This window comes from Chryseobacterium camelliae, assembly GCF_002770595.1.
In the GTDB taxonomy this organism is placed as follows: Bacteria; Bacteroidota; Bacteroidia; order Flavobacteriales; family Weeksellaceae; genus Chryseobacterium; species Chryseobacterium camelliae.
The window spans coordinates 3,509,208-3,527,789 of the sequence record NZ_CP022986.1 but is presented as its reverse complement, the minus strand read 5'-3'; the positions used below and the strand labels follow the sequence as shown (position 1 = coordinate 3,527,789).

The 18,582-nt window shown below is 42.5% G+C and carries 18 protein-coding genes; 5 read left to right on the top strand and 13 right to left on the bottom strand.

Translation table 11 applies throughout. The features are described 5' to 3' along the window. Nucleotides 1-69: 69 nt before the first annotated feature. The 4 genes from CGB83_RS16355 to dapA all read right to left on the bottom strand — a co-directional run bounded on the left by CGB83_RS16355 (nt 70) and on the right by dapA (nt 2,822). Nucleotides 70-519 carry a response regulator gene (locus CGB83_RS16355; RefSeq protein ID WP_100076772.1) on the bottom strand — a complete coding sequence of 150 codons (450 nt, stop codon included), beginning with the start codon at nt 517-519 and terminating at the stop codon, nt 70-72. After that, complete coding sequence (locus CGB83_RS16350) at nt 516-1,091, bottom strand: helix-turn-helix domain-containing protein (protein WP_100076771.1); 576 nt, start codon at nt 1,089-1,091, stop codon at nt 516-518. The genes CGB83_RS16355 and CGB83_RS16350 overlap by 4 nt, the downstream gene beginning before the upstream one ends. A gap of 284 nt (nt 1,092-1,375) precedes the next feature. Next, on the bottom strand, nt 1,376-1,882 hold the full coding sequence (locus tag CGB83_RS16345; protein WP_100077627.1) for a GNAT family N-acetyltransferase: 507 nt from the start codon (nt 1,880-1,882) through the stop codon (nt 1,376-1,378). Nucleotides 1,883-1,949: 67 nt separating this feature from the next. Next, the gene (dapA, locus tag CGB83_RS16340) at nt 1,950-2,822 is read right to left on the bottom strand and encodes a 4-hydroxy-tetrahydrodipicolinate synthase (protein ID WP_100076770.1); all 873 of its coding nucleotides are present in this window, start codon (nt 2,820-2,822) and stop codon (nt 1,950-1,952) included. A gap of 107 nt (nt 2,823-2,929) precedes the next feature. On the opposite strand from dapA, the gene CGB83_RS16335 reads away from it, so the two are divergent. Genes CGB83_RS16335 through recO form a run of 4 tightly spaced genes read left to right on the top strand, consistent with a single transcriptional unit; the run spans nt 2,930 to nt 7,594 of the window. After that, nucleotides 2,930-3,685, top strand: a complete 756-nt coding sequence (locus CGB83_RS16335; RefSeq protein WP_100076769.1) for a 5'-nucleotidase C-terminal domain-containing protein — start codon at nt 2,930-2,932, stop codon at nt 3,683-3,685. Further along, nucleotides 3,685-4,635 carry a bifunctional metallophosphatase/5'-nucleotidase gene (locus CGB83_RS16330; RefSeq protein WP_100076768.1) on the top strand — a complete coding sequence of 317 codons (951 nt, stop codon included), beginning with the start codon at nt 3,685-3,687 and terminating at the stop codon, nt 4,633-4,635. Before CGB83_RS16335 ends, CGB83_RS16330 begins: the two co-directional genes overlap by 1 nt. 1 nt (nt 4,636) lies before the next feature. Further along, nucleotides 4,637-6,904 carry a type IX secretion system anionic LPS delivery protein PorZ gene (gene porZ / locus CGB83_RS16325; RefSeq protein ID WP_100076767.1) on the top strand — a complete coding sequence of 756 codons (2,268 nt, stop codon included), beginning with the start codon at nt 4,637-4,639 and terminating at the stop codon, nt 6,902-6,904. 3 nt (nt 6,905-6,907) lie between these two features. Then, a complete protein-coding gene (recO, locus tag CGB83_RS16320; protein ID WP_100076766.1) occupies nt 6,908-7,594 on the top strand; it encodes a DNA repair protein RecO in 687 nt (228 codons plus the stop codon). 21 nt (nt 7,595-7,615) lie between these two features. Here recO and CGB83_RS16315 read toward each other — a convergent pair whose 3' ends face one another. The 8 genes from CGB83_RS16315 to CGB83_RS16280 form a co-directional block, all read right to left on the bottom strand. After that, a complete protein-coding gene (locus tag CGB83_RS16315; protein WP_100076765.1) occupies nt 7,616-10,273 on the bottom strand; it encodes an MGH1-like glycoside hydrolase domain-containing protein in 2,658 nt (885 codons plus the stop codon). A gap of 248 nt (nt 10,274-10,521) precedes the next feature. Beyond that, on the bottom strand, nt 10,522-11,331 hold the full coding sequence (locus CGB83_RS16310) for a glucose 1-dehydrogenase (RefSeq protein WP_100076764.1): 810 nt from the start codon (nt 11,329-11,331) through the stop codon (nt 10,522-10,524). A gap of 72 nt (nt 11,332-11,403) precedes the next feature. Beyond that, entirely contained in the window at nt 11,404-11,877 is a 474-nt protein-coding gene (locus CGB83_RS16305; protein WP_100076763.1) for a GNAT family N-acetyltransferase, read from the bottom strand. 68 nt (nt 11,878-11,945) lie between these two features. Further along, nucleotides 11,946-12,563, bottom strand: a complete 618-nt coding sequence (locus CGB83_RS16300) for a DUF1684 domain-containing protein (protein WP_100076762.1) — start codon at nt 12,561-12,563, stop codon at nt 11,946-11,948. Between the two features lie 27 nt (nt 12,564-12,590). Next, nucleotides 12,591-13,466, bottom strand: a complete 876-nt coding sequence (locus CGB83_RS16295) for an AadS family aminoglycoside 6-adenylyltransferase (RefSeq protein ID WP_100076761.1) — start codon at nt 13,464-13,466, stop codon at nt 12,591-12,593. Nucleotides 13,467-13,469: 3 nt separating this feature from the next. Beyond that, a complete protein-coding gene (locus CGB83_RS16290; RefSeq protein WP_100076760.1) occupies nt 13,470-13,871 on the bottom strand; it encodes a hypothetical protein in 402 nt (133 codons plus the stop codon). Nucleotides 13,872-13,951: 80 nt separating this feature from the next. Next, on the bottom strand, nt 13,952-15,457 hold the full coding sequence (gene mqo / locus CGB83_RS16285) for a malate dehydrogenase (quinone) (RefSeq protein WP_100076759.1): 1,506 nt from the start codon (nt 15,455-15,457) through the stop codon (nt 13,952-13,954). 146 nt (nt 15,458-15,603) lie between these two features. Beyond that, nucleotides 15,604-16,644, bottom strand: coding sequence for an NAD(P)H-dependent glycerol-3-phosphate dehydrogenase (locus CGB83_RS16280; protein ID WP_100076758.1), 1,041 nt, complete (start codon nt 16,642-16,644; stop codon nt 15,604-15,606). A gap of 222 nt (nt 16,645-16,866) precedes the next feature. Here CGB83_RS16280 and CGB83_RS16275 point away from each other — a divergent pair, with 222 nt between their 5' ends. Then, nucleotides 16,867-17,853: a M23 family metallopeptidase gene (locus CGB83_RS16275; protein ID WP_100076757.1), complete on the top strand. Its 987-nt coding sequence runs from the start codon at nt 16,867-16,869 to the stop codon at nt 17,851-17,853. Between the two features lie 60 nt (nt 17,854-17,913). Here CGB83_RS16275 and CGB83_RS16270 read toward each other — a convergent pair whose 3' ends face one another. Next, nucleotides 17,914-18,564, bottom strand: a complete 651-nt coding sequence (locus CGB83_RS16270; RefSeq protein ID WP_100076756.1) for an NAD(P)-dependent oxidoreductase — start codon at nt 18,562-18,564, stop codon at nt 17,914-17,916. Nucleotides 18,565-18,582 lie beyond the last annotated feature (18 nt).

Genomic DNA, 18,582 nt, shown 5'->3' with positions numbered 1-18,582 from the left:
CCCCTAATTCATTACAAAATTCGCATATATAATTATTATGCAATAAATAACATTAATATCAGCAATTATTTATTCAACTCTCATTATAAACGTCTCAATGCTTAGTGCTGATGCATGGTATTGCCAGCTTGAGTTTACTACTTCCAGAAGCAGTTTTTTCAGTTCCTGGTAATTGTCCGGCAATCTCATAAAAATATTGCCGCCCCGTATAAACATATCCTCAATCTGCTCTTCTGTAAGACCGGAAGAGTATATGACGACAATGAGCCTGGAAAATTCGGGATCCGATTTTATTTTATTAAGATAGGCAGCAGATTCTTTACCCGGGAGATTGTGATTCATAAAAAGGATCCCAGGTATAGCCTTGCTAATAGTATTGAAATATTCCATCATGGAACGGCCTGAGTCAAATTCTAAAGAACTGACCGGTACTTTAGCCTCTTTAAATATGTTCCTGAAAAATATCCTGTTTACTTCGTCGTGATCAGCGACTACAATCCTCAGATTTTCAGTATTCATGATTGCATTTTATGATTCAGGGGATTGTACAGTCTTTTTCTCTTGGCCATAATTTTCTGGAACTGCGAAGGTGTAAGGCCGGTTGTATTCTTAAACTGTGAACTTAAATGCGCCACACTGGAATAATTAAGCTTACGGGCAATCTCAGTAAGATTCTGCCTGCCTCCCACAATCAATTCTTTAGCATACTCAATTTTCTGCAGGATGATAAAATTTTCAATGGAAGTACAGGCAATTTCGGAAAAAAGATTGGATAGATAGCCGTAGCTGTGATTCAGTTTTTCCGCAAGATAAACCGATGCCTTAACAGGAATAATCTCATCTGAAAAAACAAGCTGAACAATGGCATCTTTAATCTTCTGCACCAGTGCCGTTTTCTGGTTTTCTATGACTTCAATGCCATAGTCTGCCAGTTTGTTCCGGAAAATCACATGCTGGTCATGGTTCAATGATTCGTACAGCTCTACTTCTCCGAAGCTGAGAAAACGGTACCGGAGACCATGTTCCCTGAGCTGTTGATCCAATACCTTTCTGCAAAGCGTATTGATATCAAATTTCACATAAAGTTTCATCGTAATATAGTGTATATGGTGTATTAAAAACATCGTAAATATAGCAATTTATGTCATAAAATTGTGATTTAGAGTGCTTTTTATCGATATTTTTAAAAATAAAAACTCCTGTATTGTATAACACAGGAATCAAACACTAAGGATGAAAAAATATGTATACCTGAATAAACCGAAACCGGATCAGGTATCTGATTGTATTGCAAAGCTCATTATACTGTACTGCAAAGATGCATGAAACAGAGACCTAAGCTGTTACAGAATTACCTTTAATATTTACATAATTTTTAGTCGGCCCTGAGTGAAAGCTCCATCAGATAATCATCCATCACATGACCATTACCAATATCAAATACGCCTTCATCATACACCGCATATCCCTGAGATTCGTAAAATATACGGGCAGGATTATACTTATTGACATTCAGGATAATTCTCTTATCCCCTGCTTCGGCAGCCTGTTTTTTCAGGAATTCAAGGGCTTTCTTACCATAGCCTTTCCCTTTGCTTTCCTCTACCAGATAGATGCGGTGCAGCTTGGTAGTTTCAGGCTCATAATGGTATTCAAAACCCAGGAATCCGAGAAATAAGTCTTGGTGTTCGTCCATCAGCAGATAATAATGGTAGTGCTGCTGATCCAGATGCCCGGAAATTTCTTTTTCCGAATACATATTCTCAAGCATATACCTGATCTGATCTTCAGAAAGGATTTCTGAATAAGCACTCTTCCAGGACATGGCGGCTAAGTCACGAATAAGCTGTATATGTTTTCGTTCTGCTTTTATAAATTTCATATGCCTTGTTTTTTTCATTAAAAAAGTGAAAGGCAAAGGCCTCTCACTTTATATTTTACATTCAGTATTAAATATTGGCCATTTCAGATTTAATCTTATTGTAAAGACCTTCTGAAGCCTTTACAAGAGGAAGGCGCAGGTAGTTTTTAATAATCCCTTTTTCTGTTAAAACAGCTTTGACTCCGCATGGGTTGCCTTCAGCAAAAATCAATCTTGTAATATCAACCAGTTTATTGTGGATAGCATAAGCCTCCTGTACTTTCCCTTCAAATGCCAGCTGGACCATGGTGGAAAATTCTTTCGGATAAGCCTGACCGATTACGGAAATAACGCCATCGCCGCCGGCTAAGGTCACCGGAAGCGTATACTCGTCGTCTCCGGAAACCAGGGAGAATCCTTCAGGCTTTTTCCTGAGGATGTCAAAATACTGAAGGATATTCGGAGCTGCCTCTTTAATCAGAAATAAATTCGGGAATTCCTGAGCAAGACGCAAAGTGGTATCTGCTTCAATATTCTGTCCTGTCCTTGACGGAACGTTGTAAATAATGATCTTTTTACCTGTGGAAGCCAATACCTTGTAATGCTGATAAAGTCCTTCTTGGTTAGGTTTATTATAATACGGAGAAACTGATAACACAGCTTCGAATGCGGAAAGATCAGTTTCTTCAATCTGTTTTTTCACTTCAAGGGTATTGTTGCCGCCAATGCCCAGTACCAAAGGAAGGCGCTGGTTATTTACCTTAATGATATGATCGATCACCTGCTTCTTTTCTTCAGCAGAAAGTGTTGCCGCCTCTGCTGTCGTTCCCAATACCACCAAATACTTAGTTCCGTTTTCTATGTTATATTCCACCAGCTTGGTAAGGCTGTCGAAATCTACGGACAAATCTTCATTAAAGGGCGTTACCAGGGCAACACCTACTCCTTTTAAAATGCTCATCTGTTAGAATTATTTTTTCCAAATTTAATAATTTAGACCAAGAATTTATCATAAATAATCATGTTTTATTATACATATAATTATATTTGCATATACTAAAAGATCTTATGAAAAATAAATTCTTATTACTAGGAATTGCTCTTGCTTCCCTTACCTCGTGCGGTACAGCCGCGCTTCAGGTAGCCCAGGTGAAGACTGAGAAGAATATTTCTATTAATAAAGAGCTGAAGGACGACCAGGAATTTGTACGTGTTATTGCACCCTATAAACAAAAACTGGAGAAGGAGATGAACCAGAAGATTTCTCATACCAGCGTAGACCTTACGAAGCAGGGAGATAACAGCAACCTGGGCAATCTTTTAGCAGATTATCTCTTTGACAGCGCTAACCAATGGGCGAAAGCACACCTGAATAGAGGTGTGGATGCCTCACTGCTCAATATCGAGGGAATCAGAACGGTGATCGGAAAGGGAGACATAATGCTGAAAAGTATTTATGAAGTGATGCCGTTTGAAAATGAATTAATTATTGTCAAGATGAAAGGTTCAGATGTTCAGGGCCTTTTTGACTACTATGCCAGGACGCAGATCAACAATCCTGTATCCCATTTATATATAGAAACGGCGGATAAGCACCTGGTAAAAACTTTGATTAACGGAAAACCTGTTAATCCCGACCAGGAATATTATATCGCCACTTCAGATTACCTGGCTTTAGGCGGGGATAATATGACTTTTTTTTCCAAAGGGGAAATGATTCCTACAGGAATCAAACAAAGGGACCTTTTTATAGAATATTTCAAAAACAATCCGGAAATCATTCCTCCAACAGATATCCGTTTAAAATTTACCGGCAAGAAATAATGAACAGAAAAAGTTTTTTAAAAACCGTAAGCGGCGGAACCCTGGCCATGGCCTTGGCTCCGAATATCCTGATGGCGGAAGAACTGAATATCAGCTCATTGAAAATAGCCAAAAAACTGACTATTCTCCATACCAATGACCAGCATAGCAGAATTGAACCTTTCGATTCCAGTTATACAAGAAACCCTAACCAGGGCGGCTTTGCCAGACGGGCTACCCTGATCCAGCAGATCCGGAATCAGGAAAGCAATGTATTGCTGCTGGATTCAGGTGATATTTTCCAGGGAACACCGTACTTTAATTTTTTTGGGGGTGAACTGGAGTTCAAGCTGATGTCTATGATGAAGTATGATGCTTCCACAATGGGTAACCATGATTTCGACAACGGACTGGACGGTTTCCTGAAGGTGCTGCCCAATGCACAGTTCCCGTTCATCTGTTCCAACTATGACTTCAAAAATACTGTTCTTGACGGAAAGACCACTCCTTACAAGATTTTCAGCAAAGACGGGATCAAAGTCGGGCTTTTCGGGGTAGGAATAGAACTCAAAGGTCTTGTAGGAAAGAAGCAATATGGTGAAACGGTCTATTCAGATCCTGTTGATGTAGCACAGCACTACGCCAGTTTCCTGAAAAATGACCAGAAATGTGACCTTGTCATCTGTCTTTCCCACATAGGATACGACTATCAAGATGAACCGGATAAAGTAAGCGACAAGATCCTGGCCGCCCGTACAGAAAATATCGACCTGATTTTAGGCGGACATACCCATACGTTTCTTCCGGAACCGCAGGTCTTCAAAAACAGGCAGGGGAAAAATGTACTGGTCAACCAGGTAGGCTGGGCAGGACTCCTGTTAGGAAGAATAGATTTCTTTTTCGACCCCAATAAAAATATACAGCACATCTCCTGGAATAACCAGGCTATCGACAGCAGCATAATCGCATAATATGAAAAAACTCTCTTTAATTTCTCTGGGTATTTTAGCCTCTCTCGGCCTGATGAACGCACAGACGATCTCATCAAAAAAATGGGCAGACCTGTTTTCTTACAATAACGTCCTGGTGATGAAAGAAGACAACGGCAAGATCATTGCGGCTACGGAAAACGGAATTTTCTACTACACCGTTTCCACAGGAGAAATTACAAAGCTGTCCAAAGCCAGCGGATTGCACGAAGTGAAAATTTCGGCATTCGATTACAATCCGCAGACGAAAACCGGACTTATCGGCTATCAGAATGGCTCTATGGATGTGATCACCCCGGACGGCATTACCTATGTCGTGGATATTCCTATCGCTACAGGCTACAACGGCAGTAAGAGAATCAATCATATTTCTATCACCGGCGACAAAGCCGTCGTTTCAGTTGGATATGGTGTTTCCATCTTTGACCTGAAGAAAAAAGAATTCGGGGATTCTGCATTTTTCCTGAGCGGAGTATATGAGGCCAGCAACGAAGCAACCATAGTTGGAAATAAGGTTTTCGCCGTTACCAATTCAGGATTGAAAAGCCATGAAATGAATGTTACTTTCCCGGTATACTCCACCTGGACAACGGAAATGGCAGGAGCATTTACACAGATCGATTCCGATCCGGTAATGAGTTTTTCATCCCCTACAACGGCCTATATATATAATAACGGCGTTTCCACACCATTATCACAGACATTTACCGGTGTAAAAGACATTGTGGTACATAACAACAGTATTGTAGTAACAGACAAAAACAGGATTTATACCTTCAACACCAACGGCAACTATACCGGTACGGTAAGTTTTGGTGAAGAATGCAATACTGCTATGATTGCAGGAGGCAAAACATATGGAGGGACCATTGTTTCGGGTATTAAGGATGAAAGCAACAGCATTTTTAAGCCGGACGGTCCTCATTTTAACTACGCCTATAAGATCAATCTCTTCAGCGAAAACCAGATGCTTGTATCGTCCGGGGGAAGGTCTAACAGGTTTAATACTCCTTTAGACAATCCTAAAAACCCGGGATTTTATTATTTTAACGGAATGGAATGGATTTATCCGTCTTATTTTACAGGTGGAAGTTCAGTCTTTAATGTGCTGGATGCCATTGCCAACCCGGCAGACAATACCGAGGTCTTCTTTACCAATTATGTTATTGCAGACGGCCACGGCATTTACAGGATGAAATACAATGCCTCCAAAAAGGATTTCGATTTCGTTAAATATTATGACCTCGGATCTCCGGATATTTATTTTTACCGTCCTGTAGGCTTTACCTTTGATGATCAGAATAACCTGTTTGCCACAGTATCTTTCGGTGATAATACCAATGCTGTGGTGGCACCGTATGACAGAGCAGGAGACAAATTCCTGATCAAGGAAACAGGAATCAGTACCGCGACACAAAAACCTCTGTTCTATGAAGGCTTATTGTGGATTCCTCTTCCGAGAACAAATAATTTCATGGCCTATGACTATAAAAATACCCCAACCAACATTTCTGATGATGTAAGCTATGTTCTCAGTCAAAGCAACGGATTCTCTGCGAACTCCAACGGGACAGTTTCTGTAGCCATCGATAAATCCGGAGATGCATGGATCGGTACCGACAATGGACTAAGAATCCTGCCTAATGCATCATCAGCTATTAAAACACCGACAAGTGCCGTAGTGGAGCCGATTGTTATTGAACAGAACGGCCTTGGCGAAGAATTGTTCAGGGATTCCCAGATCCTGCAGGTAGAAGTGGATGCCGGTGACCATAAATGGGTATCGGTAGACGGCGGTGGCGTGTATTATTTATCTTCCGATGGCCAGCGGACTATTAAGCATTTTACTAAAGAAAACTCTCCCCTTCCGACTAACAGTGTTACGGATATCAAAGTAGACCGCAAAACCGGAAAGGTTTATTTTGTTTCCTATGACGGAATTGTAACCTACCAGGGCGATGTGGCTGATGTTACTTCCAACTTCGGAAATGTACTCGTTTATCCTAACCCTGTCGTGTATTCCAATTTTAAGGGAAAAGTCACGATCAAAGGATTAGCAGAAAAGACCAATATCCGGATCGCGGATGCCGCAGGTAATGTGGTTCATTCGGCTGTGGCCAGGGGCGGCTATTATGAATGGGATCTGAATAACCTTAAAGGCAAAAGAGTGGCTTCAGGAATCTATTTCGTCCTGATGACCAATGAGGACGGGTCTGATAAAGCAACGGCTAAAATTGCTGTAGTCAACTGATCCATGAATTTACAGAACGGTTTTTTACTTTCTTACCTCAAATACGGCGACCATGATGCGGTGCTGTACTGCTTTACTGAAGAAGAAGGATTCCAAACCTATTTTCTGAAGGGAATTTATGCCAAAAAAAATAAAAAAAAGGCATTGCTCCAACCGCTGAACCGGCTAAGCTTTACCGTTAATCCCGTAAAAGGCAACGGAATATGTACCGCTTCCAGGCTGGAACTGGTCAATAATTACGATATGTATACTGATGTTAAAATCAATACCATTGTATTTTTCATATCGGATTTCCTGAACCAGATTTTAAGGGAGGAACATAAAAATCCGGGTATTTTTTCCAGCGTTGCTGAATTTTTAGAGGTACTCAGCCACCACAATTACCAGTCCCATCTTATTTTTCTTATTAAAATCCTTAAAATACAGGGAGTAGCACCCCTTTCGGCAGATGGGAAATATCTGGATCCGGAAACCGGAACATATTCCTCCGGCCTGAATCATCAGCTGTTCACTGCTGAGATTTCAGAATTGTGGAAACATATTATGTCTTCACAGCAGCCGTATGGCATAAAGATTCCCGTTTCATTAAGGAAAGACTTTTTAGACAGTATACTGGTCTATTACCATTACCATATTACCGATTTCAGCATTCCTGCTTCTCTGGAAATTATCCAGCAGATCTTTGAGTAGTTAGACACCAATCAAAAACTATTATTGGGCATCCATTCCTTCCGGCATCTGGGTTTCGGACTCGGCGACCTTTCTCGAAAGCCTTGGATGGAGGATTTTGGCAATCAGTCCGGTCCAGCCGGTTTGATGTGATGCTCCTACTCCACGTCCGCTGTCTCCGTGGAAATATTCATAGAAGAGGATATAATCTTTAAAATCGGGATCGCTCTGAAATCTCGGATATTGTCCGTTGAAAGGCCGTTTCCCGTCTTCATCCTTTAAAAACAGGGCAGACAGGCGTTTGCTCAACGATTCAGCAATTTCATCCAGATTGGAGAATTTCCCGCTTCCAGTAGGGTATTCAACGAGGAAATCAGGGCTGTAATAAAAGAAAAAACGCTGCAGGCTTTCTATAATCAGGAAATTGATCGGAAACCATATCGGTCCGCGCCAGTTGCTGTTGCCACCGAACAGGGAGCTGTCGCTTTCTGCCGGCGTATATTTTACAGAATAATTGACCCCGTTGATCTGTATGGTATAAGGATGATCCTCATATTCTTTTGATAAAGCGCGGATCCCGTATTCACTCAGGAATTCATCAGGGTTCAGCATCCGGTATAAAAGCCTTTTCAGCCGGTGCCCTCTTAACAATGAGAGCAAATGCTTGGAGTCCTGCCCTTTTACCTGCCAGTGCGAAACCAATGCGGCCAGTTCGGGCTTATTTTCGAGCACCCAATTCATCCTTTTCTTGAAATTAGGAAGTTTCTCGATCATTTCGTCATCAATCACCTCGACGGCAAACATAGGAATCAATCCCACGATAGACCTCAGTTTAAGGTACATATGGCTTCCGTCGCTTGCAGCAATGGCGTCATAGAAAAACTCATCCTCATCATCCCAAAGGCTGAAGCATTCATCTCCCATCTTATCCAGCGAATTGGCAATCGCCAGGAAATGTTCAAAGAATTTCATGGCCATTTCCTCATAAATATTGTTGTATAGAGCCAGTTCGAGGGCAATCCGCATCATATTTAAGGCAAACATCGCCATCCAGCTGGTCCCGTCTGACTGTTCAAGCTGTTCACCATTCGGGAGGACGGCATTACGGTCGAAAACGCCAATATTATCCAGCCCAAGAAAACCGCCTTCAAAGATATTGTTGCCGTTATGGTCTTTCTTATTGACCCACCACGTAAAATTCATCAGGAGCTTCTGGAAAGCACTTTCCAGGAACTGAAGGTCCGGCTTGCCGCTGAGGTGCTCGTCAATTTTAAATACCCTAAATACAGCCCATGCATGCACCGGCGGATTGACATCACTGAAATCCCATTCGTAGGCGGGGAGCTGCCCGTTAGGATGCATATACCATTCAAAAAGAAACAGCTTCAGCTGGTGCTTGGCAAAACCGGGATCTATGAGTGAAAAACTCATTGCATGAAAAGCGAGGTCCCAGGTTGCATACCAGGGATATTCCCATTTATCAGGCATGGAAATAATATGCTCATTGTTGAGGTGCTTCCATTGGAAGTTCCTGATTTTTTCACGGGATTTCGGCGGTTTGATGTCGGCAGGGTCTCCTTTGAGCCATTTTTCAACATTGTAATGATAAAACATCTTATTCCATAGTATGCCGGCGAACGCCTGCCGCTGAACCATGCGTTCATCCTCTGATGTGATTTCCTTCTGGAGATCCGCATAGAATTCGTCTGCTTCAGCCTTCCGCGAGTCAAACAATGCATTAAATTGGGCAAAAGGTTGCTCCAGGTCCTTGCCTGAAAGCCTGAATTCAAAAGTTTTGCTTCCGCCGGCCTGAAAAGTTTCTTCAATGAGGAAAGAGGCTTTTGTACCGGTATGCTCAGGGTTGACAGCAGCTTCATTGCCGTTAATGATATAATCATTAATCCCGTCCTTACAGTAAGCCGTTGCATTGGAAGAACCGTACAGCCTCTGATTATTGGTTTCGTTATCGCAAAACAATGTCTTATCAGACTGTCGGGCATATATGTTTTTAATGGACAGATCTCTGTGCTCAATCCTGATATGATCTTCCTGCTGCGCACTTAGAGCAGGTTTATAATCATCATATCCCCACCTCCAGGTATTCCTGAACCATAGGGAGGGCAGAATGACCAGAGGTGCCTCTTTTCCCGATTTGTTTACAACAGTCAGCCTGACCAGCAGGTCATCCGCATCCGCCTTAGCATATTCGATGAACAGGTCAAAGTATTCATTACCATCGAAAACCCCTGTGTCCAGCAGTTCATATTCCGGATCTTTTTTACCTCTTTCTGCATTGGTTGACACCAGATCCTCGTAGGGAAATGGATTCTGCGGATATTTGTACAGCATTTTCATGTAAGAATGCGTAGGCGTAGAATCCAGATAATAGAAATATTCCTTTACATCTTCCCCATGGTTTCCCTGCCGGTTGGAAAGCCCGAAAAGACGTTCCTTGACCATTCTATCTTTTTTATTCCAGAATCCGATAGAAAAAACAAGTTTCTGCATATCATCACAGATCCCGCATATGCCTTCTTCTCCCCAGCGGTAAGCCTTAGCCTCTGCAATATCGTGGTTGGTGTAATTCCATGCATCACCATCTGCACTGTAGTCTTCCCGCACGGTTCCCCATTGCCGGTTACTGACATAAGGGCCCCATTTTTTCCAGGAAAGGTCGGGCAGTCGTTCTTTTTCCGTCATAGATGTATTATGTATTGATGTAAAAAGTACAATATATTTTTGTACTTTCTAATTGCATTATATAAAAATCTGTTGATTAGCCAGGATAGTTGTACTGCTGTAAAAGCATCATGTATTCATATATTTTGAGCATGAAATTACAATCTTCAGATATGATCCGGGGTGGACTGACATCGCTGATATATTTCATGATATTTCTACATTCGGCACTCTAAAACACTCTAACTCTCCCACACTTTAACTCAACCCTACCCTCCTGTTGCAAAACTTTCGTAGGTTTTCATCCCTCCGTCTACAAAGATGCTGGTCCCTGTAATATAATCTGACAGGTCACTGGCGAGGAATGCAGCGAGATTACCGATATCTTCAGGCTGTCCGATTCGGTCGTACGGAATTAAGGTAAGCAATGATTTCAGAGCTTCCGGTGTATCCCAGGCATCGGTATTGATTGGGGTTTGGATGGCACCCGGACAGATGGAATTCACCCGGATCTTCTTGCTTCCGTACTCCTGGGCCAGCGTCTGCATAAGCATCCTGATCGCGCCTTTACTGGAGGCATAATTGGCATGTCCTGCCCAGGGAATTACTTCATGTACAGAACTGATATGAATGATTTTTCCGCAGGCTACGGAACGGGCAGGATCAATTCCGCGACGAAGAAACTCTTTTATCGCCTCCCTTGCACACAGGAACTGTCCGGTAAGGTTGACGCCGATTACCGCGTTCCACTGATCAATGGTCATATCAATAAATTTGGCATCTTTCTGAATGCCTGCATTGTTGACCAGAATATCCACAGTGCCGAACTGCGCAACGGTATCTTCAAACATTTTGATGACTTCCTCTTCTTTAGAGACATCACAACGGTACGTCACGCCTTTTCCGCCGGCATCCGTAATTTCTTTCAATACCTTTTCAGCATCCGGCTGAGAACGCTCTGATGAATGGTTAACAATAACCGTTGCTCCGGCGGCGGCCAGTGATTTGGCGATTCCGGTTCCTATTCCGCTTGAAGCCCCGGTAACTACTGCTACCTGGTTTTTAAGAGATATTTCCATAGTTTTTTGATTTGATACCTAAATGTACAGGAAAGTATCACGCCAAACTAGAATTTACGACTTAAAATTTTCTTAAACTTTTTTATAAAGGATATCCTGCGGACCGCTCCTGCCTATTCTGGATTTTCCTCCATAGCAATATCCGGCTTTGAGGTACAGCTGGTAAGCAGAAGTATTGCTCTGATTGACAGCCAGAACAACTTCATTACAATCTTTAAAATTGGTTTTTATGAAGCCTTCTAACTCCGTCATGACAGATGTTCCGATACCTTTTCCCTGTAATAAAGGGTTTATGGAAAAAGACCTGAACAAAACGGCTTCAGGATTATTAGTCAAATCATGTTTATCTTCTCCGAAGTCCAGTGAAAAAAAACCGGCCGGCTTTCCATTGAACAGAATTGTTACCGGAAATTCTTTGCCGGTATTCCTTTGCCTGAACCTTTCCAGCGCCTTGGCTGCCAGTGAAGTGTTTCCAGCCTGAACCTCATCCAGGCTATAGCTGAGTTCGGCAAGATCTTCAGGTTGAAAAAATCGGAGGGATACCATAGCATTCGTGTTTAAAAAAGTTGTCAGACAATACATCTGGTTTGGTACGCGCTGACTAAGGTTTAGTGTTACTGATGATACACATCATCATACATTACGCCTGCCCTGATTTCTACAGGAAGTTTATTTTCTTCGGGGACAATCGGACAGTTATAATCATAAGCGTTATAGGCACAGTAAGGCTGGTAGGACTGATTGAAATCCAGAATTACCGTATTTCCTTTTGGAGTGGTAAGGTCCATATATTTTCCACCGCCGTATGTTTCCTTTCCGTTGGTAGCATCACGGAACGGCAGAAACAAATAGTTCCGGTATTTTTTCTGTTTGATCAGATCAAGGCTCTGATACAGAGTTAAGGTATAGTTTTCCCCGTTAAGCTTAAAAGTTGCTTTACCATATTCCCTGTACGTTTTTGTTTTACCGGAAGAAGTGGGAATTTCAAAAGGTTTCGGATTTTTCGTTTTCTTAAAATCTGCGGTTACCCTGTATTTCATATCGAAAGGAAAGAACGGGTGCCCTTTAAAGCTGGAAAAATGATCTCCCCGTAAAGGAGTTTCTTTAGGATTAAGGTATTCTGCATTCAGGTCTTCCTGAAACTTTTTGACATCCATTACTTCCTTAGACACCATTTTCTGGGAAAACAGCCCTAAAGGGAGGAGCAAGAGAAATACAAATATATTTTTCATATTCTTAAAGATAAGGATTAAACAGGACTAAAAACTACTTTTCAGGTTTTGAACGTAATGCAGATGCTTCATCATTCCCTTCTCTATTTCCAAAGGATAAGTATAACCAAGATGTTCAGACAGGCTGATTCCAAGAGTATGCACCAGGTCTGTCATGGCCCATAATGCGTTCCAGTTTTCTTCTGTGTCATGGCCTGAAAATGTGGCTTCCACTTTCTGCCATAAGCCATTGGATAGGTATTTTTTAAACAGCCTTCCGTGTTTATTGGTGGTTATATTCTTCCAGTGATGCCCGGATGCAATATGCCATTCTATTAAAGGGATCAGGTATTCTGTGCGGATAATATTTTCAGCCATGTATTTTACATAAAAAATATCCCCGCGATTCAGGCATTTGGCGACATAGGCCGTATCCCACCAAAAGTCTTTGATCAGCCGGTAAAATTCCTCTTCGGATGGTTTTGCGATCATGATTGACTGATAAGACGGAGCTTTCATAGATCCGGTAATCCCATCTTTGTCCACCAGCACATTATATCCGACATCCCAGTCTTCCGGAAAGGCTTCTGACTGTACTTCCTGATTAAATTCCCGAGTTCCGTACAGTTTAAAATCTACTTTTACATGATCTGAATAGAGCACCATCTTCATGGCATGGATCCCATCAAAAGCCTCAGCACTTTCTTCAATGATACATACCGGTTCACCAAAAACTCTGATCCAGCCATCCTCCGTTTCATACCTGTTTCGGTCTGTCAGTATAAGTTCGATATCAAGATCACTCAGGTCATCTACAGGAGCGTAAGGATTGGCTAGGGAACTGGTGAGCAGCACAGCCCTGATATCCGGATTGGTTTCTGCCCATCTGATGATATCATTCAGCTTCTTTTCTCTTGTCTTCATACATCAATAGGATTCTGATATTTTCACGCGGTAAACATCTGAAGAGTTTCTTTTTACCGATTCCACATAGAACCCACCTTCTTCAGGAATGACTTCTCTAAGATCGAAGCTTTTACAATCTTTCGGCAGGCCTGAAAAAATAAGGGTAAACCAGAAATCCTTCATGAAAGGAATCGGCGTCCAGTAAGGAAATAACGTTATATTCTCCGTATGGATGAGCTTGCTCTGATGGTCAGACTGGAGATCAAAAAGATAAGTGGACGGCCAGATCCTGATCAGGTTTCCTAAAGACGGAGAGGCAGGAAAACAACAGTGCACGATCACCTGCTTTTCTTCTTCGGTTTTAGCCTGAAGGGATTCCAGCAGCTCTTTGGCAATGACGGGTTTTACAAGGGTATCAGACATTGATGATGAATAATGAATAATGAGTAATGGGTAATTGTTTAATGCTGTATTATGTATTCCCATTACTCATTGCTTATAAATTAATATTCCAGTTCCAGTTTTTCTTTGGTGTAGTCCCTCATTTTAAGGGTAAGTTCAGGATTGCCGGAAAGTTTCTGTCCATAAGAAGGAATCATTTCCATCAGTTTATCTTTCCATTCTCCTTCAAGTTTTTCAGGAAAACATTTTTCAAGGACATTCAGCATGGCGTATACTGCTGTGGAGGCTCCGGGTGATGCTCCCAGCAGGGAAGCGATTGTTCCCGCTTTGTTTACCACGACTTCAGTCCCGAATTCCAGTTTACCACCGTCTTTTTCATCTTTTTTGATGATCTGAACCCTTTGGCCGGCTACTTTCAGTTCCCAGTCCTCCTCTTTGGCATCTTTGATAAACTCCCTCAGGTGTTGTATACGCTGGGCTTTATTCATCGCCACCTGCTGTACCAGGTACTTGGTGAGCGGAAGGTTATGCCACCAGGCACCAAACAGGGATCTTATGTTTTTGGTATTCACACTTTCCGGAAGATCAAGGTAGCTTCCTTCCTTCAGGAATTTGGTTGAAAAGCCTGCAAACGGCCCGAAAAGCAAGGCTTTTTTACCGTCAATAATCCTCAGGTCCAGATGCGGGACAGACATGGGCGGCGCATCCACAGTAGCCTGCGTATATACTTTCGCCTGATGTTGCTCCACCAGGTCCTGATTATGGGTAACCAGCCATTGCCCTGATACAGGAAAGCCGCCATACCCTTCGCTTTCTTTGATATCTGAGCTTTCTAGCAAGGGTAAAGCATACCCTCCGGCGCCGATGAATACGAAGTCTGCCACCACTTCCTGTTTATGGCTGTGGATCCTGTCTTTAATTTTCATCTGCCATTTTCCGTCTGCTCTCGGGTCAATATCCTTTACTTCATGGTACAGGAATACCTCTACGTTGGAATCTTCCAGCAGGTGCCTTCCCATTTTCCGGGTCAGCGATCCGAAATTTACATCGGTACCCAGGTCCATTTTCGTAGCCGCCATAATTTCGGTGGCATTTCTCTTTCTTATCACCAGCGGGATCCATTCCTTCAGCTTGTCGTGATCATTGGAAAACTGCATCCCCTGAAAAAGCGTTGACAGGGTCATTTTGTCGTATCTTTTTTTCAGGTATTCGGCATCTTTTTCACCGAAGACCAAGCTCATATGAGGGCAGGAATTGATAAAGTCCTTTGGGTTTTGAATGTATCCTTTGCTGATCAGATAAGACCAGAACTGCTTGGAAATTTCAAACTGTTCCGCAATGCTTTCAGCTTTGGAAATATCAATGGTTCCGTCCGGTTTTTCCGGAGTATAATTAAGCTCACAAAATGCCGAATGCCCTGTTCCTGCGTTATTCCAGGCAGCGGTACTCTCTTTGGCAAATCTTCCGAGCCTTTCAAAAATCGCAATTTCCAGATTGGGATCAAATTCATGCAGTAAGGTGGCTAATGTGGCACTCATGATGCCGCCCCCTACCAATACAACATCATATTTTGGTTTGGGTGTTCTGCCCGTAAGCGGTTGTGACATATCCTAAATTTTATATCAAATTTCGGGAAAAGTTATTAAAACAGAAACTCCTTTAAGATTTTTAACATGACTTTTACGGACATCAGTGTATTGCCGGAGAATTTTATTCAACGGCCTTAATACAAGTTGCTGTATGTATTGATGAATCAGTTAAGTTTAGCCGTCAGTTTCCTGAATTGTTTTTCTGCATTCTTGCCTTCATACAGAATGCCGTAAATAGTATCGATAATCGGAAGCTTCAATCCTTTCTGTTTGGCCGTCTTGTAGATGGAATCTGCGGCGTAATACCCTTCTGCCACCATGTTCATGGACTGGATTGCCGATTTTACCGTATACCCTTTACCGATCAGGTTTCCAAGGTTACGGTTCCTGGAAAACAGGGAATAAGCTGTTACCAGTAAATCTCCCAGGTACGCACTTTCATTCACATCCCGCGGTGCTTCATAAATGGATTCAAGGAAGGTTTCCATTTCGCGGATGGCATTGGAGACGAAAACTGCTGTAAAGTTATCCCCATATCCCAGACCGCTGGCAATACCCGCGCCTATGGCAAAAATATTTTTAAGGATGGCACTGTATTCATTGCCGAGGATATCTTTGCTGGAATGTACCTTGATAAAATCTGAACTGAAGATGCTCTCCAGCTTTTCTGAAACTTCATCTTCCACAGTTGCTATGGTCAGGTACGATAACCTTTCCATCGCTACTTCTTCGGCATGACACGGACCGGCAATAACGGCCTGGTTCCTGAATCCGATCTTAAATTCATCTTTCAGATAATGGGCTACGACATCATTAACCTTGGGAATAATCCCCTTGATGGCCGAAACGAAAACTTTTTCCGTACACTCCACACTCATTTTATCAAGCGTATCCGACAGATAGATAGATGGTGTAGCGAGCACTACCACTTCACAGGAAGACACCAGCTCATTGACATCGGTGGTCAGTTTCAAATGTTTCAGGTTGAAATTAACGGCTGTAAGGTAGGTAGGATTATGCCCGCGGAGCTCAATGGCTCCTTTTACAAATTCATTTCTTACGCACCAGTGCACCACCCTGCAGTTTTCAACCAGCATTTTGACGATCGCAGTTGCAAAACTTCCGCTTCCTATCACTCCTACAGCAATATCCTTTTTGTTTTTTTTCGGATTTGAAGATTCTGAATCGGTTTTCTTTTTAGCCATAATTGAAATGTGAACTGCAAATATATTAAAACAAAGACGTAACCGCCGCCCGAAGATGATGATAAAAGTTATTTTTCGCCAAAAATAATATTGTGGGGCAATCAAATGTCAACTTATCCGTTAAACAGATATAAATATTAAAATTTAATAAAATAATATGCAATTCTGTTATTTTAATTAAATTTGCAGCTTCGAAACTGCTTACCTACTTAAGAGAAGAAAATGAAGAGATTTCTCAACAACAGAAAGAACGTCAATGTTCTTATCGGTGTGCTTTTATGTATTGTTTTTGTACAGGGCATTCTTATTGCCAGATTATTTTCCGAGAAGGATGACAAAAATTACCAGGTAAACCTGGTAAGGATTAACACAGAGAAAGACAGCGTGGATTACCTGAAAATGAAAACCGACCTCAGCCTGGTAGACCGCACGGTAGCTCAGCTGAATTCATTCCTGAAATCCAAGAATATCCCCAATGAAAACCTGATGGTCCTTAATCATGACAGCATTTCAAATTCCGTATACCTTGCCAGGCAATCCAACCGGTACAGCCAGTACCTGATGGATCTTCAGCAAAAACTGATGCAGGTACCGCTCGGAATGCCTGCGGACGGATATATATCATCCAATTTCGGCATCAGGAAAAATCCGATCCCGTTTAAAACCGTATATGCTTCGGTAAAGCCTAATGCTGCTGCGGCAGCCAAACCTGCCATAGCAGAGGTAAAAGCTGAACCGGTGGAAAAAATTGTAGAGCTGACGGACAGTTACGGAAACAAAAGAGAAGTAAAGGTAATGGTCACGCCTAAAGCATCGAACGTTGCGGCACCGGTTGCGAATGCACCAGCTTCTAAAGCTCCTGCTGAGAGAGACCATGCGCCAGCAGAAGAAGACCAGATGCAGTTCCATAAGGGTCTTGACATTGCAGTTGCTTACGGATCCGCTGTAAAAGCCGCTGCTGCCGGCACCGTTATTTTCTCGGGGCAGAAAGGAGGCTACGGAAATTGTGTGATTGTTTCCCACGGTAACGGACTGGCCACTCTGTACGGCCACCTGTCGGAACTGATCGCGAAAACCAATGATAAAGTGAAAGTGGGTGATGTGATTGCTAAGTCAGGCAATTCAGGCCGGTCTACAGGGCCGCACCTGCATTACGAAGTCCATAAAAACAATACTCCCGTGAACCCGCGGCTGTTTATGAGCTTATAAAAATTTCGGCGGCTGTCTTTGACAGCCGCCGAAATTTTTCCTTTTATTTTCAATATTAATTTAATACGCTGCCGTAAACCGCTCACGGATATGGTTGTTCTGCTCCAGTTCATCTGCGAGAACCACCGCCACATCTTCCACAGAAAGCACGCTCCTTCCGTTTTCGTCAAAAACCGGGTTTTCCAAGGCTGTCCTGTATTTTCCAATTCTTACGCCTGCTGTTCCCGGATGCATTTCAATAGCCGGGCTGAAGAACGTCCAGTCCAGTGTTGTATTTTCTTTGATTTTGTTCAGGTAATCCCTGGCTGCCTGTGCTCCGGGCTTGATATCCTGCGGGAAATCAGGGCCGTCTACCAATTGTTTTCCATTGATATACAGGCTTCCTGCGCCCCCTACCGTGATGAATCTTTTAACCCCTGATTTTTCCACAGCTTTTTCAATGTTGACGGAGCCGTTCAGGAAGTCATCATACAGATTCGGGTTCGTCCATCCGGCATTGAATGTATTGATTACGGCATCATTTCCTTTCAGGACTTCAGCCAGTGCTTCCACATTATTTACATCAATGCTTTTGGCGGTCACATTTTCATGTTGCTGAACTTTTGAGGTATCCCTTGCCAGAGCTTCCACCTGGTATCCTCTTTCAGACAATTCCTTTACGACATGGGTTCCTACAAATCCTGTGGCCCCGATTACTGCTACTTTTTTCATAATGATTTATTTTAATTA